Here is a 15,344-nt window from a genome sequence, read left to right as displayed (position 1 = left end):
AAAATGATTTATATAGATATTTAAAAATATGATAAAATACGATATAAAATTATATAGCTTACATAATATATCGTTTGGGAGAGAACAGAATGCTAGGGCAATATATCCAGGTAATGGTATATGCAATTTTGCTTGCCATGCTAGTCAATTATTTTCGATTTAAAGGAACTGAAGTGTTTAATAAAAGTTTGCTAGTAACTGCAGTTATTTTTTTAATAGGAATAGAAGGAATTGTGTTTGTATTTATGCATACAAAATGGCTTATGCTCCTATTGATTGCAACAACCGTGCTGATGTTCCGTTTAGTAGGAGGTTTCATAGGTGTAGGAATTGCCTGGCTTAGTTATTGCATGCTTGCAGCAGAATGGAACGTGCTTTTGCTTCTGAATTATCTCTTTTTTATGGGAGCAGTATATACTGTTATGCTCTATATACATAAGCGTACGATAGAACGTCAAGAACTGTTGCATGCACTTATTAACAACTCAAAGCAGTTGAATGTATTTAAAGAAGTCAGTTTTTCCATGCAACGCACGCTTGAATTTCAAAAGTTGCTACAAACGATTTTGACTGCTGTAACAGCCGGACATGGTTTAGGTTTTAATAGGGCAATGATTTTACTAACAAATGAGACGGAAACAAAGCTGACCGGTATCATGGGAATCGGACCGATGAGTGCAGAAGAGGGCTATAAAACGTGGAGTGAAATTGTAAAGAATAGATATAAATTGAACGACTTAATTGAAATTAATGAAGCGGGTACACCATCTGATGTATTACTTAATGACAGAGTGAGGGAATTAGTCATCTCTTTGCAAGATGCAAACTTTTTGTATAAGGTGCTGGAAAGTGGGATTCCCATGCACATAAAGGATCTGGATACAGAGGATCAAACGTTACGGTTATTTGTAAAGCAATTTCATATGAGTGAGCTAGCTGTCTTGCCACTTATTAACCAAGGTCATAAGGTGGGAGTACTTATTATTGATAATCCAGTTAATAAGAAGCCAATTACTATGAATGATATAGACAGTGTTATGACTCTTGCCAATCAGGCTGCTATTGCAATCCGCCATTCTCGTTTATATACAAGAGTGGAGGAAATGGCTCATAAAGACGGATTGACTGGTTTATTTAATCAGCGCACATTTCAAGCTACTTTACAGCGATATATGGATATGGAATTACATTTGGTCTCTCTTATTATTTTAGATGTGGATTACTTTAAACATTTTAACGATACAAATGGCCACATGGCTGGAAATGAGGTGTTAATACAAATTGCAAGTATTATGAAGCATTCTATTCGTGAAAATGATTTAGCTTTTCGTTTCGGTGGAGAAGAATTTATTATATTACTTCCGCACACAACAAATGCACAAGCTACAGAAATTGCCGAAAGGATTCGTATAAATATTGCAGATACAACGTTCATAGGCGGAGACAAGCAACCGCTTGGGCATATTACGGTGAGTTTAGGTGTTGCAACTACTGAGAGTGAAATTGATATGCAAGAGTTGGTGGAAGCGGCTGATCAAGCATTATATAAAGCAAAGCATGCGGGAAGAAATATGGTCATGTCGTGTGAAAGAGGTGGGGTATGCTAATTCAATTTAGTCTGCTGCTTACATGTACATTTATAGGTATTATCCTATTAAGTGGTCGTTTTTTTTACGCTTTGGAGCTAAAACGTTTTACTAACAAACTGTTACGTATGCATTGTCACAGTGTTTTAGATTTGGATTTTTCTTTTGAACAGATGGTTTACTTTGTTTCGTTACCGAGTAATATTCCAGCTATTTGTAACGCAGATAAAGCAGATTTAGTAGTGGAATTCGATTATACATCTTTACTTTTCCCTAGCTTGGCCGGTATCCAAATTCGTGTGAAAACAGAACAGGATAATCGATTGCTAGCTTACCTGCCAATTAAAGATTTTCGTCTTCCTGCGCTGGATCAGCTCTTAGAACGAGGGAAAATTGATAAAGAAGCTTATTTAAAGATTGCTAGGTACAAGCTTATGCATAAGCAAACAATAATGGAGATACTAGAAGAAGTGCATAAACAAATGACTACCAATCGCAGTACGATAAGTAGCTAAAATAGATATATGACAAAGCTTGTTGATTGTACGAGAACTCTTCGACATAAATCAACAAGCTTTTCCTTCTTCATCGTATTTTGTGATACAATACAAAGGTTAGATTCCCGGTGTTTGGAGGATTATATATGTCTGATTCTAAATTTATACGCGGCACACTCATCGTGACGTTGGGAACATTTTTCATTAAATTCCTGGGCATGATTTATGTGTTTCCGTTTTATCAGTTAGTCGGGACAAATGGAGGAACGTTATATACGTACGGTTATGTGCCTTACACCATCTTTTTAAGTATCGCAACTGCCGGCGTACCGCTTGCGGTTTCCAAATTTGTCTCAAAGTATAATGCACTTGGTGATTACGAAACAAGTCGGCGCATGTTTCGCTCTGGTATGAAGTTGATGATTGTGATGGGCGTATTGTCGTTTGTGACGCTGTATACCACAGCACCACTCTTTGCAAAAATCATGCTCAGCAAAGCGGAAGGACCAAACAGCGTGGAAGAGGTTGCGACAATCATCCGTCTCGTCAGCTTTGCGCTTTTAGTTGTACCAGCAGCAAGCTTGATTCGCGGTTTTTTTCAAGGTCATCAATCGATGGGACCCACTACGATTTCACAAATTATCGAACAGATTATCCGCATTGCTGTGTTATTAGGCGGAAGTTATGTTGTAATTAAGGTGTTGGATGGAACAGTTGCCATGGCAATCGGCGTGTCAACCTTCGCTGCTTTTATATCGGCACTTGGTGCGCTTGCTGTTTTAATTTGGTATTGGGTAAAGCGGAAGCATCATCTTGATACTTTGCTTGTTAATCAAACTGTGCAGCCGGCAAATGTGAGTACGCCGCAGCTGTTTAAAGAACTATTTGCATATGCTCTTCCTTATGTTGTTGTTGGGCTTACTATTCCGCTCTATCAACAAATTGACACACTTACCTTCAATAAAGCGATGGCTGCCGCAGGTCAGTCAAAAATTGCTGAATCTGCGTTGGGCATTTTTACAATGTGGACACATAAGCTGATTATGATTCCGGTATCCTTAGCGACAGCGTTTAGCTTAACACTTGTACCTGCGATTACAAAGTCATTTACAGAACAAAATCAAACTGTTTTGCATCGTCAAATTGGGCAAACATTTCAGTTAAATATCTTTTTAACGCTCCCAGCAGTAGTTGGTATTTCCGTTCTGTCTTACCCGTTATATGCTGCTTTTTACGGGGCGGACAAGCTTGGTGGAGAAATTTTGATGTGGTATGCACCTGTTGCCTTATTATTTGCTTTATTCTCGATCACAGGTGCCATCTTACAAGGAATCAATCAGCAAAAGCAAGCTATTATTGGATTGGGAATTGGAATTGTGCTAAAGCTGATAGGAAATTTATTATTGATTCGTTACTTCGGTGCAATTGGAGGAGTACTTGCGACTGGCGTTGGCTTTTTAGCATCGGTATGGTATACAAACATGCAAATTCGTAAGCATGCAAACTTTAGTTTTATACTTGTATACAAGCGTACGTTTCAAGTAGCAATACTAACGCTTGCGATGGCCTTAGCGGCAAAGGGTACTCTTTTGGTATTAGCGCTTGTGTGGAACATTGAAAGTCGTTGGCCGGCAATCGCAACAGTCGGACTCACTGCAATTGTGGGTGCGGCCGTTTATATGACTTTGGCAATTCAAACAGGTGTTATGAAACGGATATTTGGAGAAGAGTTTTTAGCAAAATTAAAAGCGAAATTTGGACGAAAGTTAAAAATTCTTACAAAAGGTGCGTAACAGGGCGTTATTTTAGCAAAGAAGGTGAATAGGTATGCGGATAGATAAGTTATTGGCCAATATGGGATTTGGTAGCCGCAAAGAAGTGAAAAAATTACTAAAAGAGGGCGCTGTAAAAATTGATGGTATGCCTGTAAAAGACGCGAAATTTCATGTGAATGTTACAAAAGATGAGGTAACAGTCTACGGTGAAGTGGTCGAGTATAAAGAGTTTATCTATTTAATGATGAACAAGCCACAGGGTGTAATTTCTGCAACAGAGGATAATATGCATGAAACGGTGATTGACCTGCTTGAAGAAGAGGATTTGGTGTTTGAGCCATTTCCTGTCGGTAGACTAGATAAGGATACAGAAGGTTTTTTACTGTTAACAAATGACGGTCAGCTGGCGCACCAGCTATTGTCGCCTAAAAAGCATGTACCTAAGAAGTACTTTGCCAAAGTAGAAGGACAAGTGACAGAAGAGGATATAGAGGCGTTTCAAAAAGGTGTGATATTAGATGATGGCTATGAAACAAAGCCAGGAGTATTAACCATTTTGCACAGCGGCCCGCTATCTGAAATTGAGCTCGTTATTACAGAAGGAAAGTTTCATCAGGTAAAGCGCATGTTTGAAGCGGTTGGGAAGAAAGTTGTGTATTTAAAACGAACGGAGATGGGGCCGCTTAAATTGGATGAGGAATTAGAATTAGGCCAATACCGTGAATTGACGGAAGAAGAAGTTGCCCTGTTAAAAGGAGAATAAACCCGAGAAACCCCTTTCTGATATCAGAAAGGGGTTATATGTAGAAAACACATCACGACGTGAGCCGCACCTTTTTTCCTGTTGTCGTCCACTTGCCGCGACTTGGACTGCAAACGAGCTCGTTGAATTGAAGCACGTTTAAATCTCGCTGTATGGTCCGGGATGTGATTCCAAATTCTTCGACAAGGTCCTGCGTTGTTACTGTGCCTTTTTCGTTGATGAACATATAAATCGACTTAATCCGTGTAAGCATACGAGAAGTTGTCATTTTCAAAAAACCACTCCTTCAAGAGTTTTTTGTTGACCCAACAGGAAAAGAAGGTCTTTTCACTTCCATTGTACTCTACCAGGCCATTTTCATGCTTTTTTTTTATTATTTTTAACAGAAAATTAACAAGTATAAAATAATTGAAATGGCATAAGCTGCATAAGTACAATCAGGTATATTCTTCTACAAGAAATAACAAAATCCTTCTTTTTGTCGAATTTTTTATGTAAAAACATATTTTTTTAGTAGTTAAGTTTATGAATGTTCGCTATTTCTAAGTTGTTGCAGTTGGCACAGTGAAGAGCGTTTTGATATGATGGAAGAAATTAGCGTATAACAAATAGATATGAAGCAGGTGAAACTATGGAAATCAATTGGATACAAGAAGTAGAGAAAAGAAAGGATGCCCTACTTACAGATACACAAAACTTTCTGCGCATTAAAAGTGTACTAAATATGGAGGAAGCTACAGCGGGGGCGCCGTTCGGAACGGGAGTGGCAGAGGCATTATCCTTCATGCTAAACAAAGGCGAAGCTGATGGATTTGTTGCAAAAAATGTGGACGGCTATGCTGGGCATTTAGAAATGGGGGAAGGACAAGAATTAATCGGTATTTTATGTCATGTTGATGTGGTTCCTGAAGGCGATGGATGGACGAGCGATCCGTATGGAGCTGATATTCGAGATGGTAACATTTACGCGCGAGGTGCCATCGATGATAAGGGACCCACTATAGCGGCTTATTATGCTATGAAAATTGTCAAAGAACTTGAATTGCCTTTGCAAAAACGCGTTCGTATGATTTTAGGTGCAGACGAAGAAAGTGAATGGCGTTGTGTAGATCATTATTTTAAGAAAGAGGAAATGCCGACCATGGGATTTGCACCTGATGCAGATTTCCCAATTATTAATGCGGAAAAAGGAATCAGTGCTGTACATATTACAATGAAGCCACATGTAAGTAAGGGAGGTACTGTATTACAAGAATTCACATCAGGAAGACGTTTAAACATGGTCCCTGATTATGCAAGAGCTGTGTTACTATCTGAACGAGCAGGAGAAATTGCTGAGCAGTTTGCTTCATATGGAAACGCAGCGGTGCAGGGGCAGCAAGTAACGCTGGAAATGAAGGGCATTTCGGCACACGGTTCTACCCCTGAAAAAGGAGAAAATGCAGGTATGCTGTTGGCTGCCTTTTTACAAAAGCAAGAGCTTGATGAAGGTGGTACGGCATTTGTTTCGTTTGCAATGGAGGCATTTCAAGATGATACGAGAGGGAAGCGCCTTGGCGTTGCGTATGCTGATGATATTACTGGGGATTTAACCATCAATGTCGGTACGATGTCATATCAAGCGCAAGAGGGCGGGGCATTTGGACTTAATATTCGTTACCCTGTCACAACGGATGTTGATAAAATGGTAAGCAAGATTGCACTCTATGCCGAGAAAAGAGGCTTTAAAGCAAAGCAAACATCTAATTCTAAACCGCACCACGTAGCTAAAGAGCATATGCTGATCCAAACGTTGCAGCGTGTATATGAAGAACAAACAGGAGAGCGTGCAGAATTGCTTGCAATTGGAGGAGGCACATATGCTAGGTCTTTACAAGCAGGTGTTGCATTCGGTCCACTCTTCCCTGGCAAAGAAGATTTAGCTCATCAAAAAGATGAATATATTGAAATTGAGGATCTAGTAAAAGCAACAGCAATTTATGCACAAGCTATTTATGAATTAGCAAAATAAGATAAATTACAGCTATGGTTGAACCGTCCTTCATAGAAGGGCGGTTCAACCATGAGGGAGAGAATAACATGGAGCTATCTGTACAACGAGAAGCAAGAGCATCTGTTACGTTTCGTATACTTTATTTCTTAATCTTTTTCGGGATTGGCGCGTTATTTCCGCTTCTTGGCGTATATTTAAAAGAGCAAGTAAAGCTCTCAGGCATGCAAATTGGCAATATTATGTCTGTTGGACCGGTCGTGATGATTTTAATACAGCCCATGTGGGGGATATTCTCGGATTATACGCAGAAACCGCGTCATATTTTATTTTTTGCGTTATTGCTTACAGGCATCATGGGATATATTTATACAACTACGCAAAACTATGGGGTACTATTAATCATTGCAGTTTTCTTGGCGTTTGCGCAAAGTGCGATTGTCCCTATTTCAGATAGCATCACGTTAACACACGTACAAAGGCGCGGAGGCGCTTATGGAAGCATTCGGTTATACGGTGCCATTGGCTTTGCGGTAGCGGTTTTGGTTGCAGGTCAAGCTTCTGAATATTTTAGTATGTATGCCATCTTTTATTTATTTGCTGGTGCTTTATTTACTGCTGCATTACTGATTACACAGCTCCCTAGGGATAACGCTGCGACACGCGGTAATATTAGAGAAGGAAGCAAGCACTTGCTTCGGGATAAGCAATTTGCTTTGTTTTTATTATGCACCTTTTTGATATTTGGTCCAATTTATGCAAATAACACATATTTCGGGTTATTCATCACAGATTTAGGGGGTACACTGACAGGAGTAGGCTTTGCTTTTTTATTGGCAGCAGGCAGCGAGGCACCATTTATGAAATGGGCGGAGGGCTGGATTCAAAAATGGGGCGTCACTTATATTCTTTTGTTTTCTGCCTGTATTTCTGCATTGCGCTGGCTGTTTTACTTTTTTGAACCACCGTTGCTTCTTGTTTACGCAACAACCATGTCACAAGGGCTATCGATTGGTTTGTTTATTCCTGCAGCTCTGCAACGTGTGAGACAACTTGCCCCCCTCCCCATGCAATCAACGGCAGTGGCATTGTATGCAACAGCAGGGGGCGGGTTTGGTACTTGGTTTTGTACGTTTACTGGAGGTGTTCTGATGGACCGCTTCGGTGTAGAAAATGTATATATTTTCTTCTTTATGTTAACATGTGCAGGGATTGCCTTGCTGATTGGGCCCTTGCATAAAAAGGTGGGAGTATAGTTAGTGACGAATCATTATTTCATTGCAATTCCGTTGCCTGATTTTGTAAAGGAAGAATTGGCAATGTGGAAAAATAAAGTGGCTAGCACATTAGGGTTTCGAACGTGGGTGCACCAGAATGATTATCATATTACCCTTGCATTTTTAGGAAGTGCTGCACAAGCGCTTCCTTCTTTACAACGACAGCTTAGCAACATTCGAGTACAAAAGTTTGAACTATCATTAAAAGGCTTAAAAACATTTGGTGTCCCGGAACGACCGCGTATTTTATGGGCTGATGTAACATATCCCCCAGAATTGATGAGTTTGCAGGTAGAGATTCATAAAACGTGCGAAATGACGGGCATTGAGCTTGAAAAGCGTCCATATCGTCCGCATATTACGCTAGCTAGACGCTTTTCGGCAGAGAATGCATTTTTTCCTCCCTCATATGTTTGGAAGCCTTTGTCATTTGAAGTTACAAGGGTTGTATTGTATGAAACGCATATGATGCGCATTCCTAAATATGAAGAGTTGTTTGTCTATCATTTATAAAGAAGTCTAAAAACCATCATAACAATCTTTAGTACGTATCAAATGTTATTGCACGTAAAAAAGTCAGTATGATTTTGTTGAAAACGTTTTCTGTTAAGACGAATATACTATTAGGAACAGTTGGAATAAGCCAATGCGAACTAGAGGATGGTGAACAACATGCTGAAAATTGAGCGCGCATTCGAAGCGTATTTGGACGGAAACAATCAAGTAACAATACTGATGCCTACAATGTATAAAGGCCCCGGCCACTTTAAGTTGCAATGCGGCGCACAAGAATGGGATATGACGGTCACAAACCGTATACAAATGTCAGAGTTTATTAAATATGAATGTAGTACACCTCATGCTCCTATATTGGGTGTGATGTATACAGTGCGGAATGAGCAAAATGTAACAACAGATTTGCAGGTAGGAGCTATTATTCGGACGAGCGAATTTGATACGTTATATAGCTATGATGGCAATGATTTGGGAATCACTTATAGCAAGCAGGTAAGTGTTTGTAAAGTATGGGCGCCTACAGCAACAGCAGCAAAATTGCGTTTGTATGAACAAAGCGAGTATACAGATATTCCGATGAAGCGAGAGGAAAACGGAATATGGAAAGCAATCGCTGAGGGAGATCAAGATGGTGTACGCTATACAATATTAGTATGTATTAATCTTGTTTGGCACGAAGCTGTAGACCCATATGCAAAGAGTGTATCTTTAAACGGGGAACACGGTGTTATTGTCGACTTGGAACAAACAAAAGTGGGGAGTCCATCAGTTGTGCCGTTGCAAAGTTACACAGACGCAATTATTTATGAAGTCCATGTTCGAGATTTGACGATGCACCCTAAGAGCGGTGTAATGCATAAAGGAAAGTATATGGGCGTTATGGAAACGGCAACACATCATCAAGACACGGGTCTGACGTATCTTCGTAATTTAGGAATCACCCATATTGAATTATTACCGCTTCATGACTTTTACGGCATTGATGAAGCGACCCCTACGGCCTATAATTGGGGCTACAATCCACTTCATTTTAATGCGCCTGAGGGCAGCTATGCAAGCAATCCCGGTGACCCGTACAGCAGAATTCGAGAGCTGAAGCAAATGATTGCGTCCATCCATGAACAAGGGTTACGAGTTATCTTGGATGTTGTATATAACCACGTGTACGTACGAGAAACTTCATCGTTTGAAAAGCTGGTGCCCGGTTATTATTTCAGACATGACCAAAACGGCATGCCCTCTAACGGTACAGGAGTAGGAAACGATATGGCATCAGAACGCCGTATGGTACGAAAATTTATTATTGATTCTGTTTTATATTGGCTCTCTGAATATAAGGTAGATGGATTTCGGTTTGATTTAATGGGGATTTTGGATTGGGACACTATGAATGCGATAGAACAAGCTGTCCATACAATCAATCCAAATGTGCTCTTGCTCGGGGAAGGATGGGATTTGAACACCCCCTTACCGCAGGAGCAAAAAGCAACGCTTCGCAATGCACGTCGTATGCCGAATATCGCTCAGTTTAATGATGTATTTCGTGATACTATTAAAGGAAGTGCTTTTCATAGCACAGATAGAGGATATGCTTTTGGCGGTTCGTGTAACAGAGAAATCATTCAATATTTGTTAACAGGCAGTGTGGGACTAAAAGCTGGAGATAACGCTTTATTTGCTAGTCCATCTCAAAGTGTAAATTATGTAGAATGTCACGATAATGCTACCATGTGGGATAAATTATGGGCAAGCAATAAAAATGACACAGAGGAAGTTCGGAAAAGAAGGCATATGCTGGCAACCGGAATGGTTATTTTGGCACAAGGAATTCCGTTTATACACGCGGGACAGGAATTCTTTCGTACAAAGCAAGGTATAGAAAACAGCTATAACGCTCCCGATTATATTAATCAATTGGACTGGGCAAGAAAGGATGCACATGCGAAATATATAGCATTTGTAAAAGGTTTAATCGCCATCCGCAGAAGGCATGCTGCTTTTCGCCTTTCTGATGCCGAGGCAGTGCGCCGTCATGTATCGTTTCCGGCCGCACCAGACGGGGTGACTGTTTATCAGTTGTATGATATCGGCTCCTTTGATCAGTGGAGTGAGATATGTGTTATTTTCAATCCAACTGAGATGGAACAACAAGTGCGATTACCAAGTGTAGCTGATTGGCATATATTGGCTGATGGTGAAACAGTAGACATAACAGCATCGTCCGCACTAATTGGAAACACGCTTTGTGTAAGTCCGATTAGTTTGTGGATTATCGCAAAAAGCAAATGATTCTATACTTGACTATAAGAATCGAATAAAGGTAGAATTGACAAAGGTAGCTATTATGGTATTATTGCCGCGATAGCTCTCTTTTTTGTAAAAAAGTCATATAATCGTAAGATTTGTTCTACATGTAAATATAGAGGCATTGCGTACGAACGATGTCTTCAATAAAAACAACAAAAGGAATTGTTAACAGGATGGAATGGTTGGAGCAATTATTAGGAGAAGAGTGGAATATAATTCCTGCTGGTGGCGCCACGGGTGAGGCATACTTCGCAGAGCAAGGGGAGAGGCGGCTGTTTTTAAAACGGAATTCTTCCCCCTTTTTAGCTGTGCTTTCCGCCGAAGGAATTGTCCCGAAATTGCTGTGGACAAAACGGATTGCAAGTGGCGATGTTATTTCTGCACAAGCTTGGCTGAACGGTAATAAGCTAGAGCCAGAAGACATGCGCTCGGAACGAGTGGCATTTTTACTAAAGAAAATTCATACGTCCGATGCGCTTTTGCAAATGATTCAAAAGCTGGGTAAGCAGCCAATTGGGGCAGCGGATATTTTAGGACAAATGCTGGAGACGTTAGATGAAGAAGTCATCCATATCCCAATTATCCAAAAAGCGCTTCACTACTTAGAGGAAGCGCTGCATGAAGTGAGATATGACCAGCCTGTTGTATGTCACTGTGATGTAAACCATAATAATTGGCTGATGTCTGATAGCGATCAATTATATTTGATTGATTGGGACGGTGCAGTTGTTGCGGACCCAGCTCTTGACATTGGCATGCTTCTTCATTGGTACATTCCGCGTGAAGAATGGGAAGCGTGGCTTTTAAATTATGGCATGGCATTAGACGATTCATTGTTAAGAAGAATGAAATGGTATGTTGTTGCACAGTCCATTATTTCTGTGCAATGGTACAAAAGCAAAGGCAAATCCTTCGAAACAGAGTATTGGCTGCGTTATCTAGAAAACTTGTTATGAAAAGCTGTCCATTCCTGAAATCCAGCCGGTAATTTGTTCTTGATGATTGGAAATATGCTGCCCGAGATCACTTGATGATTTACCGGTTTGACTATAATTGTATACATCACCCAGCATCGCTTTTAGTTCATCACCTACAGCGTGATTATTCATTAGCGATTCAACCAATCGTTCGACCTGTTCACATTCGGAAACTGTACCGCAGCAATCGCTTTGGTGATTTGTTAAGATATCCTTTAAGATGCTTACCTGGTGTTCGTGTGTAAGAGGCATCGAATATCACATCCTTTCCTGTATTCACCTTATAGTGTCCGTGAGTTTTGTTTATTTTATTCTTGAGCCGAGTGCTGCGCGAGGTACTTGGTTTTTTGCTGTCATAGAAGGGAGAATCATCATGAGATTAAGACATAAGCCATATGCAATCGATCAATTAAATGAAAATCCAAACATCGTTATTTCTGACCCGCAAGCTCATCGCGGCGCGTGGAAGGATGTATTTGGAAATGAACAACCGATTCATATCGAAATAGGAACAGGCCGCGGCCGTTTTATTTATGGTATGGCAAAGGCAAATCCACATATCAATTACATTGGCATCGAGAAGTTTTCTAGCGTAATTGTGGATGTATTGGACAAGCAATTGGAAGAGGAATTGCCAAACTTAAAGTTGATCAATAAAGATGCTAAAGATTTAACGTTATTCTTTGCCGATGGTGAAGTAGATCGCGTCTACCTGAATTTCTCAGATCCTTGGCCGAAAGTACGTCATGAAAAACGTCGCCTCACTTATCGGTCCTTCTTGCGCAATTATGAGCAGGTTTTGGTAAAAGGTGGAGAAATTCACTTTAAAACTGATAACCAAGGGCTATTTGAGTACTCTCTATGCAGCATCTCGGCATATGGCATGCTGTTAACGTATATCAGCCTTGATTTGCATAACAGCGCGTTTGAAGGCAATGTTATGACAGAGTATGAAGAAAAGTTTTCTCAAAAAGGGAATCGTATTTATCGACTAGAAGCCAAATTCCAAAATGAGTCTGCGCATTGATGCGCAGGCTTTTTTAATGCCTGCTGTACTATCGGCATTACGATGAATGGAACGAGTCGAAAGTGATACTTTGTTATGTATAGTCAACACACTTGTACTGCGTCTCATCATCATTTTTGAGTTTGTGTGGTACACTTGTATAGGAAAGGGGAGATAATATGAATACGTTACAAATCGGGGATATACAAGTAACATGGCTAGTGGGAGGCAATACATATTTGGATGGCGGTGCAATGTTCGGCGTTGTACCAAAAGCATTATGGTCGCGCAAGTATGAGCATAATGAAATGAACCGAATTCATTTACGCACAGACCCATTGCTGCTGCAGGGTGAACAAAATATTCTCATTGATACGGGAATTGGCAACAACAAAATGGATGAAAAGATGAAGCGTAACCAAGGAGTAACAGAAGAATCACAGGTAGAGCGTTCTCTAAAGGAGCTAGGCTTAACACCTGAAGATATTGATATAGTCGTAATGACTCATCTGCATTTTGACCACGCCAGCGGTCTTACCAAATGGTATGATGAGAAATTGGTACCGTCATTTCCAAATGCTAAAATATATGTTTCAGAAATAGAATGGAATGAAATGAGGCGTCCGAATATGCGCTCCAGACATACGTACTGGAAGGAGAATTGGGAGCCTGTGCAGCATCAAGTGGTAACGTTTGAAAAAGAGGTATCTGTGAACGAAGCGATACGTGTCATTCATACAGGCGGTCATAGTGATGGTCATGCAATTGTACTGGTTATGCAGCATGATGACATCATGCTGCATATGGGAGATTTGCTTCCGACGCATGCACATCAAAACCCGCTTTGGGTGATGGCGTACGATGACTATCCAATTACATCTATTCACCAAAAACAGCATTGGCTACAGTGGGGGATACAAAACGGGGCGTGGTTCACATTTTACCACGATGCATACGTACGAGCGGTAAAGTGGGACGAGTCTGGCAATATTGTGCGTAAAATTGAACGAGTATAAGAAACAGGGTGCCCTTAAGGACACCCTGTTTTAAAATTGCTATTATGTTGTGGCCCAAGCTTTTCTCGCGACATAAAAACAGTAGCTTCGTTTTTTAAGACGGATGGACTTCTAAGATCGCACCTGTTTTCGCATCGAGCAGGAATTCGAAGCGCTCTTGTTCTTCGTCTATGTTGATTGTAATGCCGCCCCTATATACTTCATACGTTAAGTCGAATCGTTCCAGCACTTCAGGGACCATATGAATCCAGGAGCCAGTTACTTCTCCTTTGTTTGCAAATGTACGCTTGGCTGCTTTAAGAGCCTTTTCTGCAGTCACATGTTCTGATTTCAATGTATTTGCAAGCGCATATCCAGCTACTAATCCGAGACCTGTACCGATAAGTAAACTTTTCCACTTCATAAATTCTCCACCTCAATTGCGAAAAATTACCTAACACTCTCAGTATAATCGAATTTGCAAGAAAAAAGAAGAAACTAGCGACATTTACAAAATTTCGATACAATAAAAATATGGTGGATACATACAGAGGAGTGTGAAGTATGAACGAACAAACGTTGGAACTGTTTCGTACATTAACGGAACTACCAGGTGCTGCAGGGTTTGAGCATGAGGTACGCCGCTTTATGAAACAAGAATTAGCAAAGTATAGTGACGAAATTATCCAGGATCGTTTAGGAAGCGTTTTCGGTGTGAAAAAAGGTGATGAAAACGGACCGCGTGTCATGGTGGCAGGACATATGGATGAAGTTGGTTTCATGATCACACAAATTACAGATAACGGTATGCTTCGCTTTCAGCCGCTTGGTGGTTGGTGGAGTCAAGTGCTATTAGCGCAGCGTGTGCAAATCATTACGGAAAAAGGACCAGTGACGGGTGTGATTGCGTCTATTCCGCCTCACATTTTAAGTGAAGAGTTGCGAGCAAAACCAATGGATATAAAAAATATGTTGATTGATATTGGTGCAGATTCCCGTGAACAAGCATTGTCGTTTGGTGTGAAACCAGGGCAACAAATTTTACCGATTTGTCCATTTACACCAATGGCTAATCAAAAGAAAATTATGGCAAAAGCTTGGGACAATCGATATGGTTGCGGGCTAGCAATTGAATTGCTGAAAGAGCTCAAGAATGAGATGCTACCAAATATGCTGTATTCCGGTGCAACAGTACAAGAGGAAGTAGGGCTTCGCGGCGCGCAAACTGCTGCTAACATGATTAATCCGGATATTTTCTATGCATTGGATGCAAGTCCTGCTAACGATGCAAGCGGTGATAAAAATGAATTCGGACAGCTTGGTAAAGGTACGTTGCTTCGTATTTTAGATCGCTCTATGGTTACGCACAGAGGTATGCGTGAATTTATTTTAGATACGGCAGAAACGCATAATATTCCGTATCAATACTTTGTATCACAAGGCGGAACAGATGCAGGTCGTGTCCATACGAGTAACTCCGGTGTGCCTTCTGCGGTAATCGGTGTATGTGCACGCTACATTCACACACATGCTTCTATTATGCATGTTGACGATTACGCAGCTGCGAAAGAGCTCATCGTAAAACTCGTGAAAGCAACGGATCGTACAACGTTAGAAACGATTAAAAATAACGCATAACAAGAAAAGGCCCATGT

Annotated in this window: 15 protein-coding genes; 12 read left to right on the top strand and 3 right to left on the bottom strand. The window is 40.6% G+C overall.

Features of this window, described 5'->3' with window-relative positions:
* Positions 1–89 precede the first annotated feature (89 nt).
* The 4 genes from MUG87_RS09775 (at position 90) to MUG87_RS09760 (ending at position 4,621) form a co-directional block, all read left to right on the top strand.
* Positions 90–1,607 carry a GGDEF domain-containing protein gene (locus MUG87_RS09775; RefSeq protein WP_247087305.1) on the top strand — a complete coding sequence of 506 codons (1,518 nt, stop codon included), beginning with the start codon at positions 90–92 and terminating at the stop codon, positions 1,605–1,607.
* Complete coding sequence (locus MUG87_RS09770) at positions 1,601–2,101, top strand: hypothetical protein (RefSeq protein ID WP_247087303.1); 501 nt, start codon at positions 1,601–1,603, stop codon at positions 2,099–2,101. The genes MUG87_RS09775 and MUG87_RS09770 overlap by 7 nt, the downstream gene beginning before the upstream one ends.
* A gap of 128 nt (positions 2,102–2,229) precedes the next feature.
* Complete coding sequence (locus tag MUG87_RS09765; protein WP_247087301.1) at positions 2,230–3,876, top strand: putative polysaccharide biosynthesis protein; 1,647 nt, start codon at positions 2,230–2,232, stop codon at positions 3,874–3,876.
* A 34-nt stretch (positions 3,877–3,910) separates the two neighbouring features.
* Complete coding sequence (locus tag MUG87_RS09760; protein WP_247087299.1) at positions 3,911–4,621, top strand: pseudouridine synthase; 711 nt, start codon at positions 3,911–3,913, stop codon at positions 4,619–4,621.
* A 52-nt stretch (positions 4,622–4,673) separates the two neighbouring features.
* On the opposite strand, the gene MUG87_RS09755 is transcribed toward MUG87_RS09760, so the two are convergent.
* Positions 4,674–4,895, bottom strand: coding sequence for a DeoR family transcriptional regulator (locus MUG87_RS09755; protein WP_124564370.1), 222 nt, complete (start codon positions 4,893–4,895; stop codon positions 4,674–4,676).
* 357 nt (positions 4,896–5,252) lie between these two features.
* Here MUG87_RS09755 and pepV point away from each other — a divergent pair, with 357 nt between their 5' ends.
* The 5 genes from pepV to MUG87_RS09730 all read left to right on the top strand — a co-directional run bounded on the left by pepV (position 5,253) and on the right by MUG87_RS09730 (position 11,667).
* Entirely contained in the window at positions 5,253–6,632 is a 1,380-nt protein-coding gene (gene pepV, locus MUG87_RS09750; protein ID WP_247087297.1) for a dipeptidase PepV, read from the top strand.
* 68 nt (positions 6,633–6,700) lie between these two features.
* Positions 6,701–7,867 (top strand): MFS transporter, encoded by a 1,167-nt coding sequence (locus MUG87_RS09745; protein ID WP_247087295.1) that lies wholly within the window; start codon positions 6,701–6,703, stop codon positions 7,865–7,867.
* Between the two features lie 3 nt (positions 7,868–7,870).
* The gene (gene thpR / locus MUG87_RS09740) at positions 7,871–8,401 is read left to right on the top strand and encodes an RNA 2',3'-cyclic phosphodiesterase (RefSeq protein WP_247087293.1); all 531 of its coding nucleotides are present in this window, start codon (positions 7,871–7,873) and stop codon (positions 8,399–8,401) included.
* 159 nt (positions 8,402–8,560) lie between these two features.
* Positions 8,561–10,693 carry a type I pullulanase gene (gene pulA, locus MUG87_RS09735; protein ID WP_247087291.1) on the top strand — a complete coding sequence of 711 codons (2,133 nt, stop codon included), beginning with the start codon at positions 8,561–8,563 and terminating at the stop codon, positions 10,691–10,693.
* Positions 10,694–10,884: 191 nt separating this feature from the next.
* Positions 10,885–11,667: a phosphotransferase family protein gene (locus tag MUG87_RS09730; protein ID WP_247087289.1), complete on the top strand. Its 783-nt coding sequence runs from the start codon at positions 10,885–10,887 to the stop codon at positions 11,665–11,667.
* On the opposite strand, the gene MUG87_RS09725 is transcribed toward MUG87_RS09730, so the two are convergent.
* Positions 11,662–11,940 carry a YtzH-like family protein gene (locus MUG87_RS09725; RefSeq protein ID WP_247087287.1) on the bottom strand — a complete coding sequence of 93 codons (279 nt, stop codon included), beginning with the start codon at positions 11,938–11,940 and terminating at the stop codon, positions 11,662–11,664. The genes MUG87_RS09730 and MUG87_RS09725 overlap by 6 nt on opposite strands.
* A gap of 121 nt (positions 11,941–12,061) precedes the next feature.
* Between MUG87_RS09725 and trmB the strand changes: the two genes are divergently transcribed.
* Positions 12,062–12,715: a tRNA (guanosine(46)-N7)-methyltransferase TrmB gene (trmB, locus tag MUG87_RS09720; protein WP_247087285.1), complete on the top strand. Its 654-nt coding sequence runs from the start codon at positions 12,062–12,064 to the stop codon at positions 12,713–12,715.
* Between the two features lie 158 nt (positions 12,716–12,873).
* Complete coding sequence (locus MUG87_RS09715) at positions 12,874–13,710, top strand: YtnP family quorum-quenching lactonase (RefSeq protein ID WP_247087283.1); 837 nt, start codon at positions 12,874–12,876, stop codon at positions 13,708–13,710.
* Between the two features lie 94 nt (positions 13,711–13,804).
* Here MUG87_RS09715 and MUG87_RS09710 read toward each other — a convergent pair whose 3' ends face one another.
* Positions 13,805–14,113, bottom strand: coding sequence for a PepSY domain-containing protein (locus tag MUG87_RS09710; RefSeq protein WP_247087281.1), 309 nt, complete (start codon positions 14,111–14,113; stop codon positions 13,805–13,807).
* 140 nt (positions 14,114–14,253) lie between these two features.
* Between MUG87_RS09710 and MUG87_RS09705 the strand changes: the two genes are divergently transcribed.
* The gene (locus MUG87_RS09705; RefSeq protein WP_247087279.1) at positions 14,254–15,327 is read left to right on the top strand and encodes a M42 family metallopeptidase; all 1,074 of its coding nucleotides are present in this window, start codon (positions 14,254–14,256) and stop codon (positions 15,325–15,327) included.
* Positions 15,328–15,344 lie beyond the last annotated feature (17 nt).

The organism is Ectobacillus sp. JY-23, assembly GCF_023022965.1.
In the GTDB taxonomy this organism is placed as follows: domain Bacteria; phylum Bacillota; class Bacilli; order Bacillales; family Bacillaceae_G; genus Ectobacillus.
The sequence above is the reverse complement of the archived record's forward strand: the minus strand, read 5'-3'. Positions and strand labels throughout refer to the sequence as shown.

Bases quoted from the DNA above. Each gene is read 5' to 3' on its own strand.
- MUG87_RS09775 (WP_247087305.1), top strand. From the start codon at position 90: ATGCTAGGGCAATATATCCAGGTAATGGTATATGCAATTTTGCTTGCC.
- MUG87_RS09770 (WP_247087303.1), top strand. From the start codon at position 1,601: ATGCTAATTCAATTTAGTCTGCTGCTTACATGTACATTTATAGGTATT.
- MUG87_RS09765 (WP_247087301.1), top strand. From the start codon at position 2,230: ATGTCTGATTCTAAATTTATACGCGGCACACTCATCGTGACGTTGGGA.
- MUG87_RS09760 (WP_247087299.1), top strand. From the start codon at position 3,911: ATGCGGATAGATAAGTTATTGGCCAATATGGGATTTGGTAGCCGCAAA.
- pepV (WP_247087297.1), top strand. From the start codon at position 5,253: ATGGAAATCAATTGGATACAAGAAGTAGAGAAAAGAAAGGATGCCCTA.
- MUG87_RS09745 (WP_247087295.1), top strand. From the start codon at position 6,701: ATGGAGCTATCTGTACAACGAGAAGCAAGAGCATCTGTTACGTTTCGT.
- pulA (WP_247087291.1), top strand. From the start codon at position 8,561: ATGCTGAAAATTGAGCGCGCATTCGAAGCGTATTTGGACGGAAACAAT.
- MUG87_RS09730 (WP_247087289.1), top strand. From the start codon at position 10,885: ATGGAATGGTTGGAGCAATTATTAGGAGAAGAGTGGAATATAATTCCT.
- MUG87_RS09725 (WP_247087287.1), bottom strand. From the start codon at position 11,940: ATGCCTCTTACACACGAACACCAGGTAAGCATCTTAAAGGATATCTTA.
- trmB (WP_247087285.1), top strand. From the start codon at position 12,062: ATGAGATTAAGACATAAGCCATATGCAATCGATCAATTAAATGAAAAT.
- MUG87_RS09715 (WP_247087283.1), top strand. From the start codon at position 12,874: ATGAATACGTTACAAATCGGGGATATACAAGTAACATGGCTAGTGGGA.
- MUG87_RS09710 (WP_247087281.1), bottom strand. From the start codon at position 14,113: ATGAAGTGGAAAAGTTTACTTATCGGTACAGGTCTCGGATTAGTAGCT.
- MUG87_RS09705 (WP_247087279.1), top strand. From the start codon at position 14,254: ATGAACGAACAAACGTTGGAACTGTTTCGTACATTAACGGAACTACCA.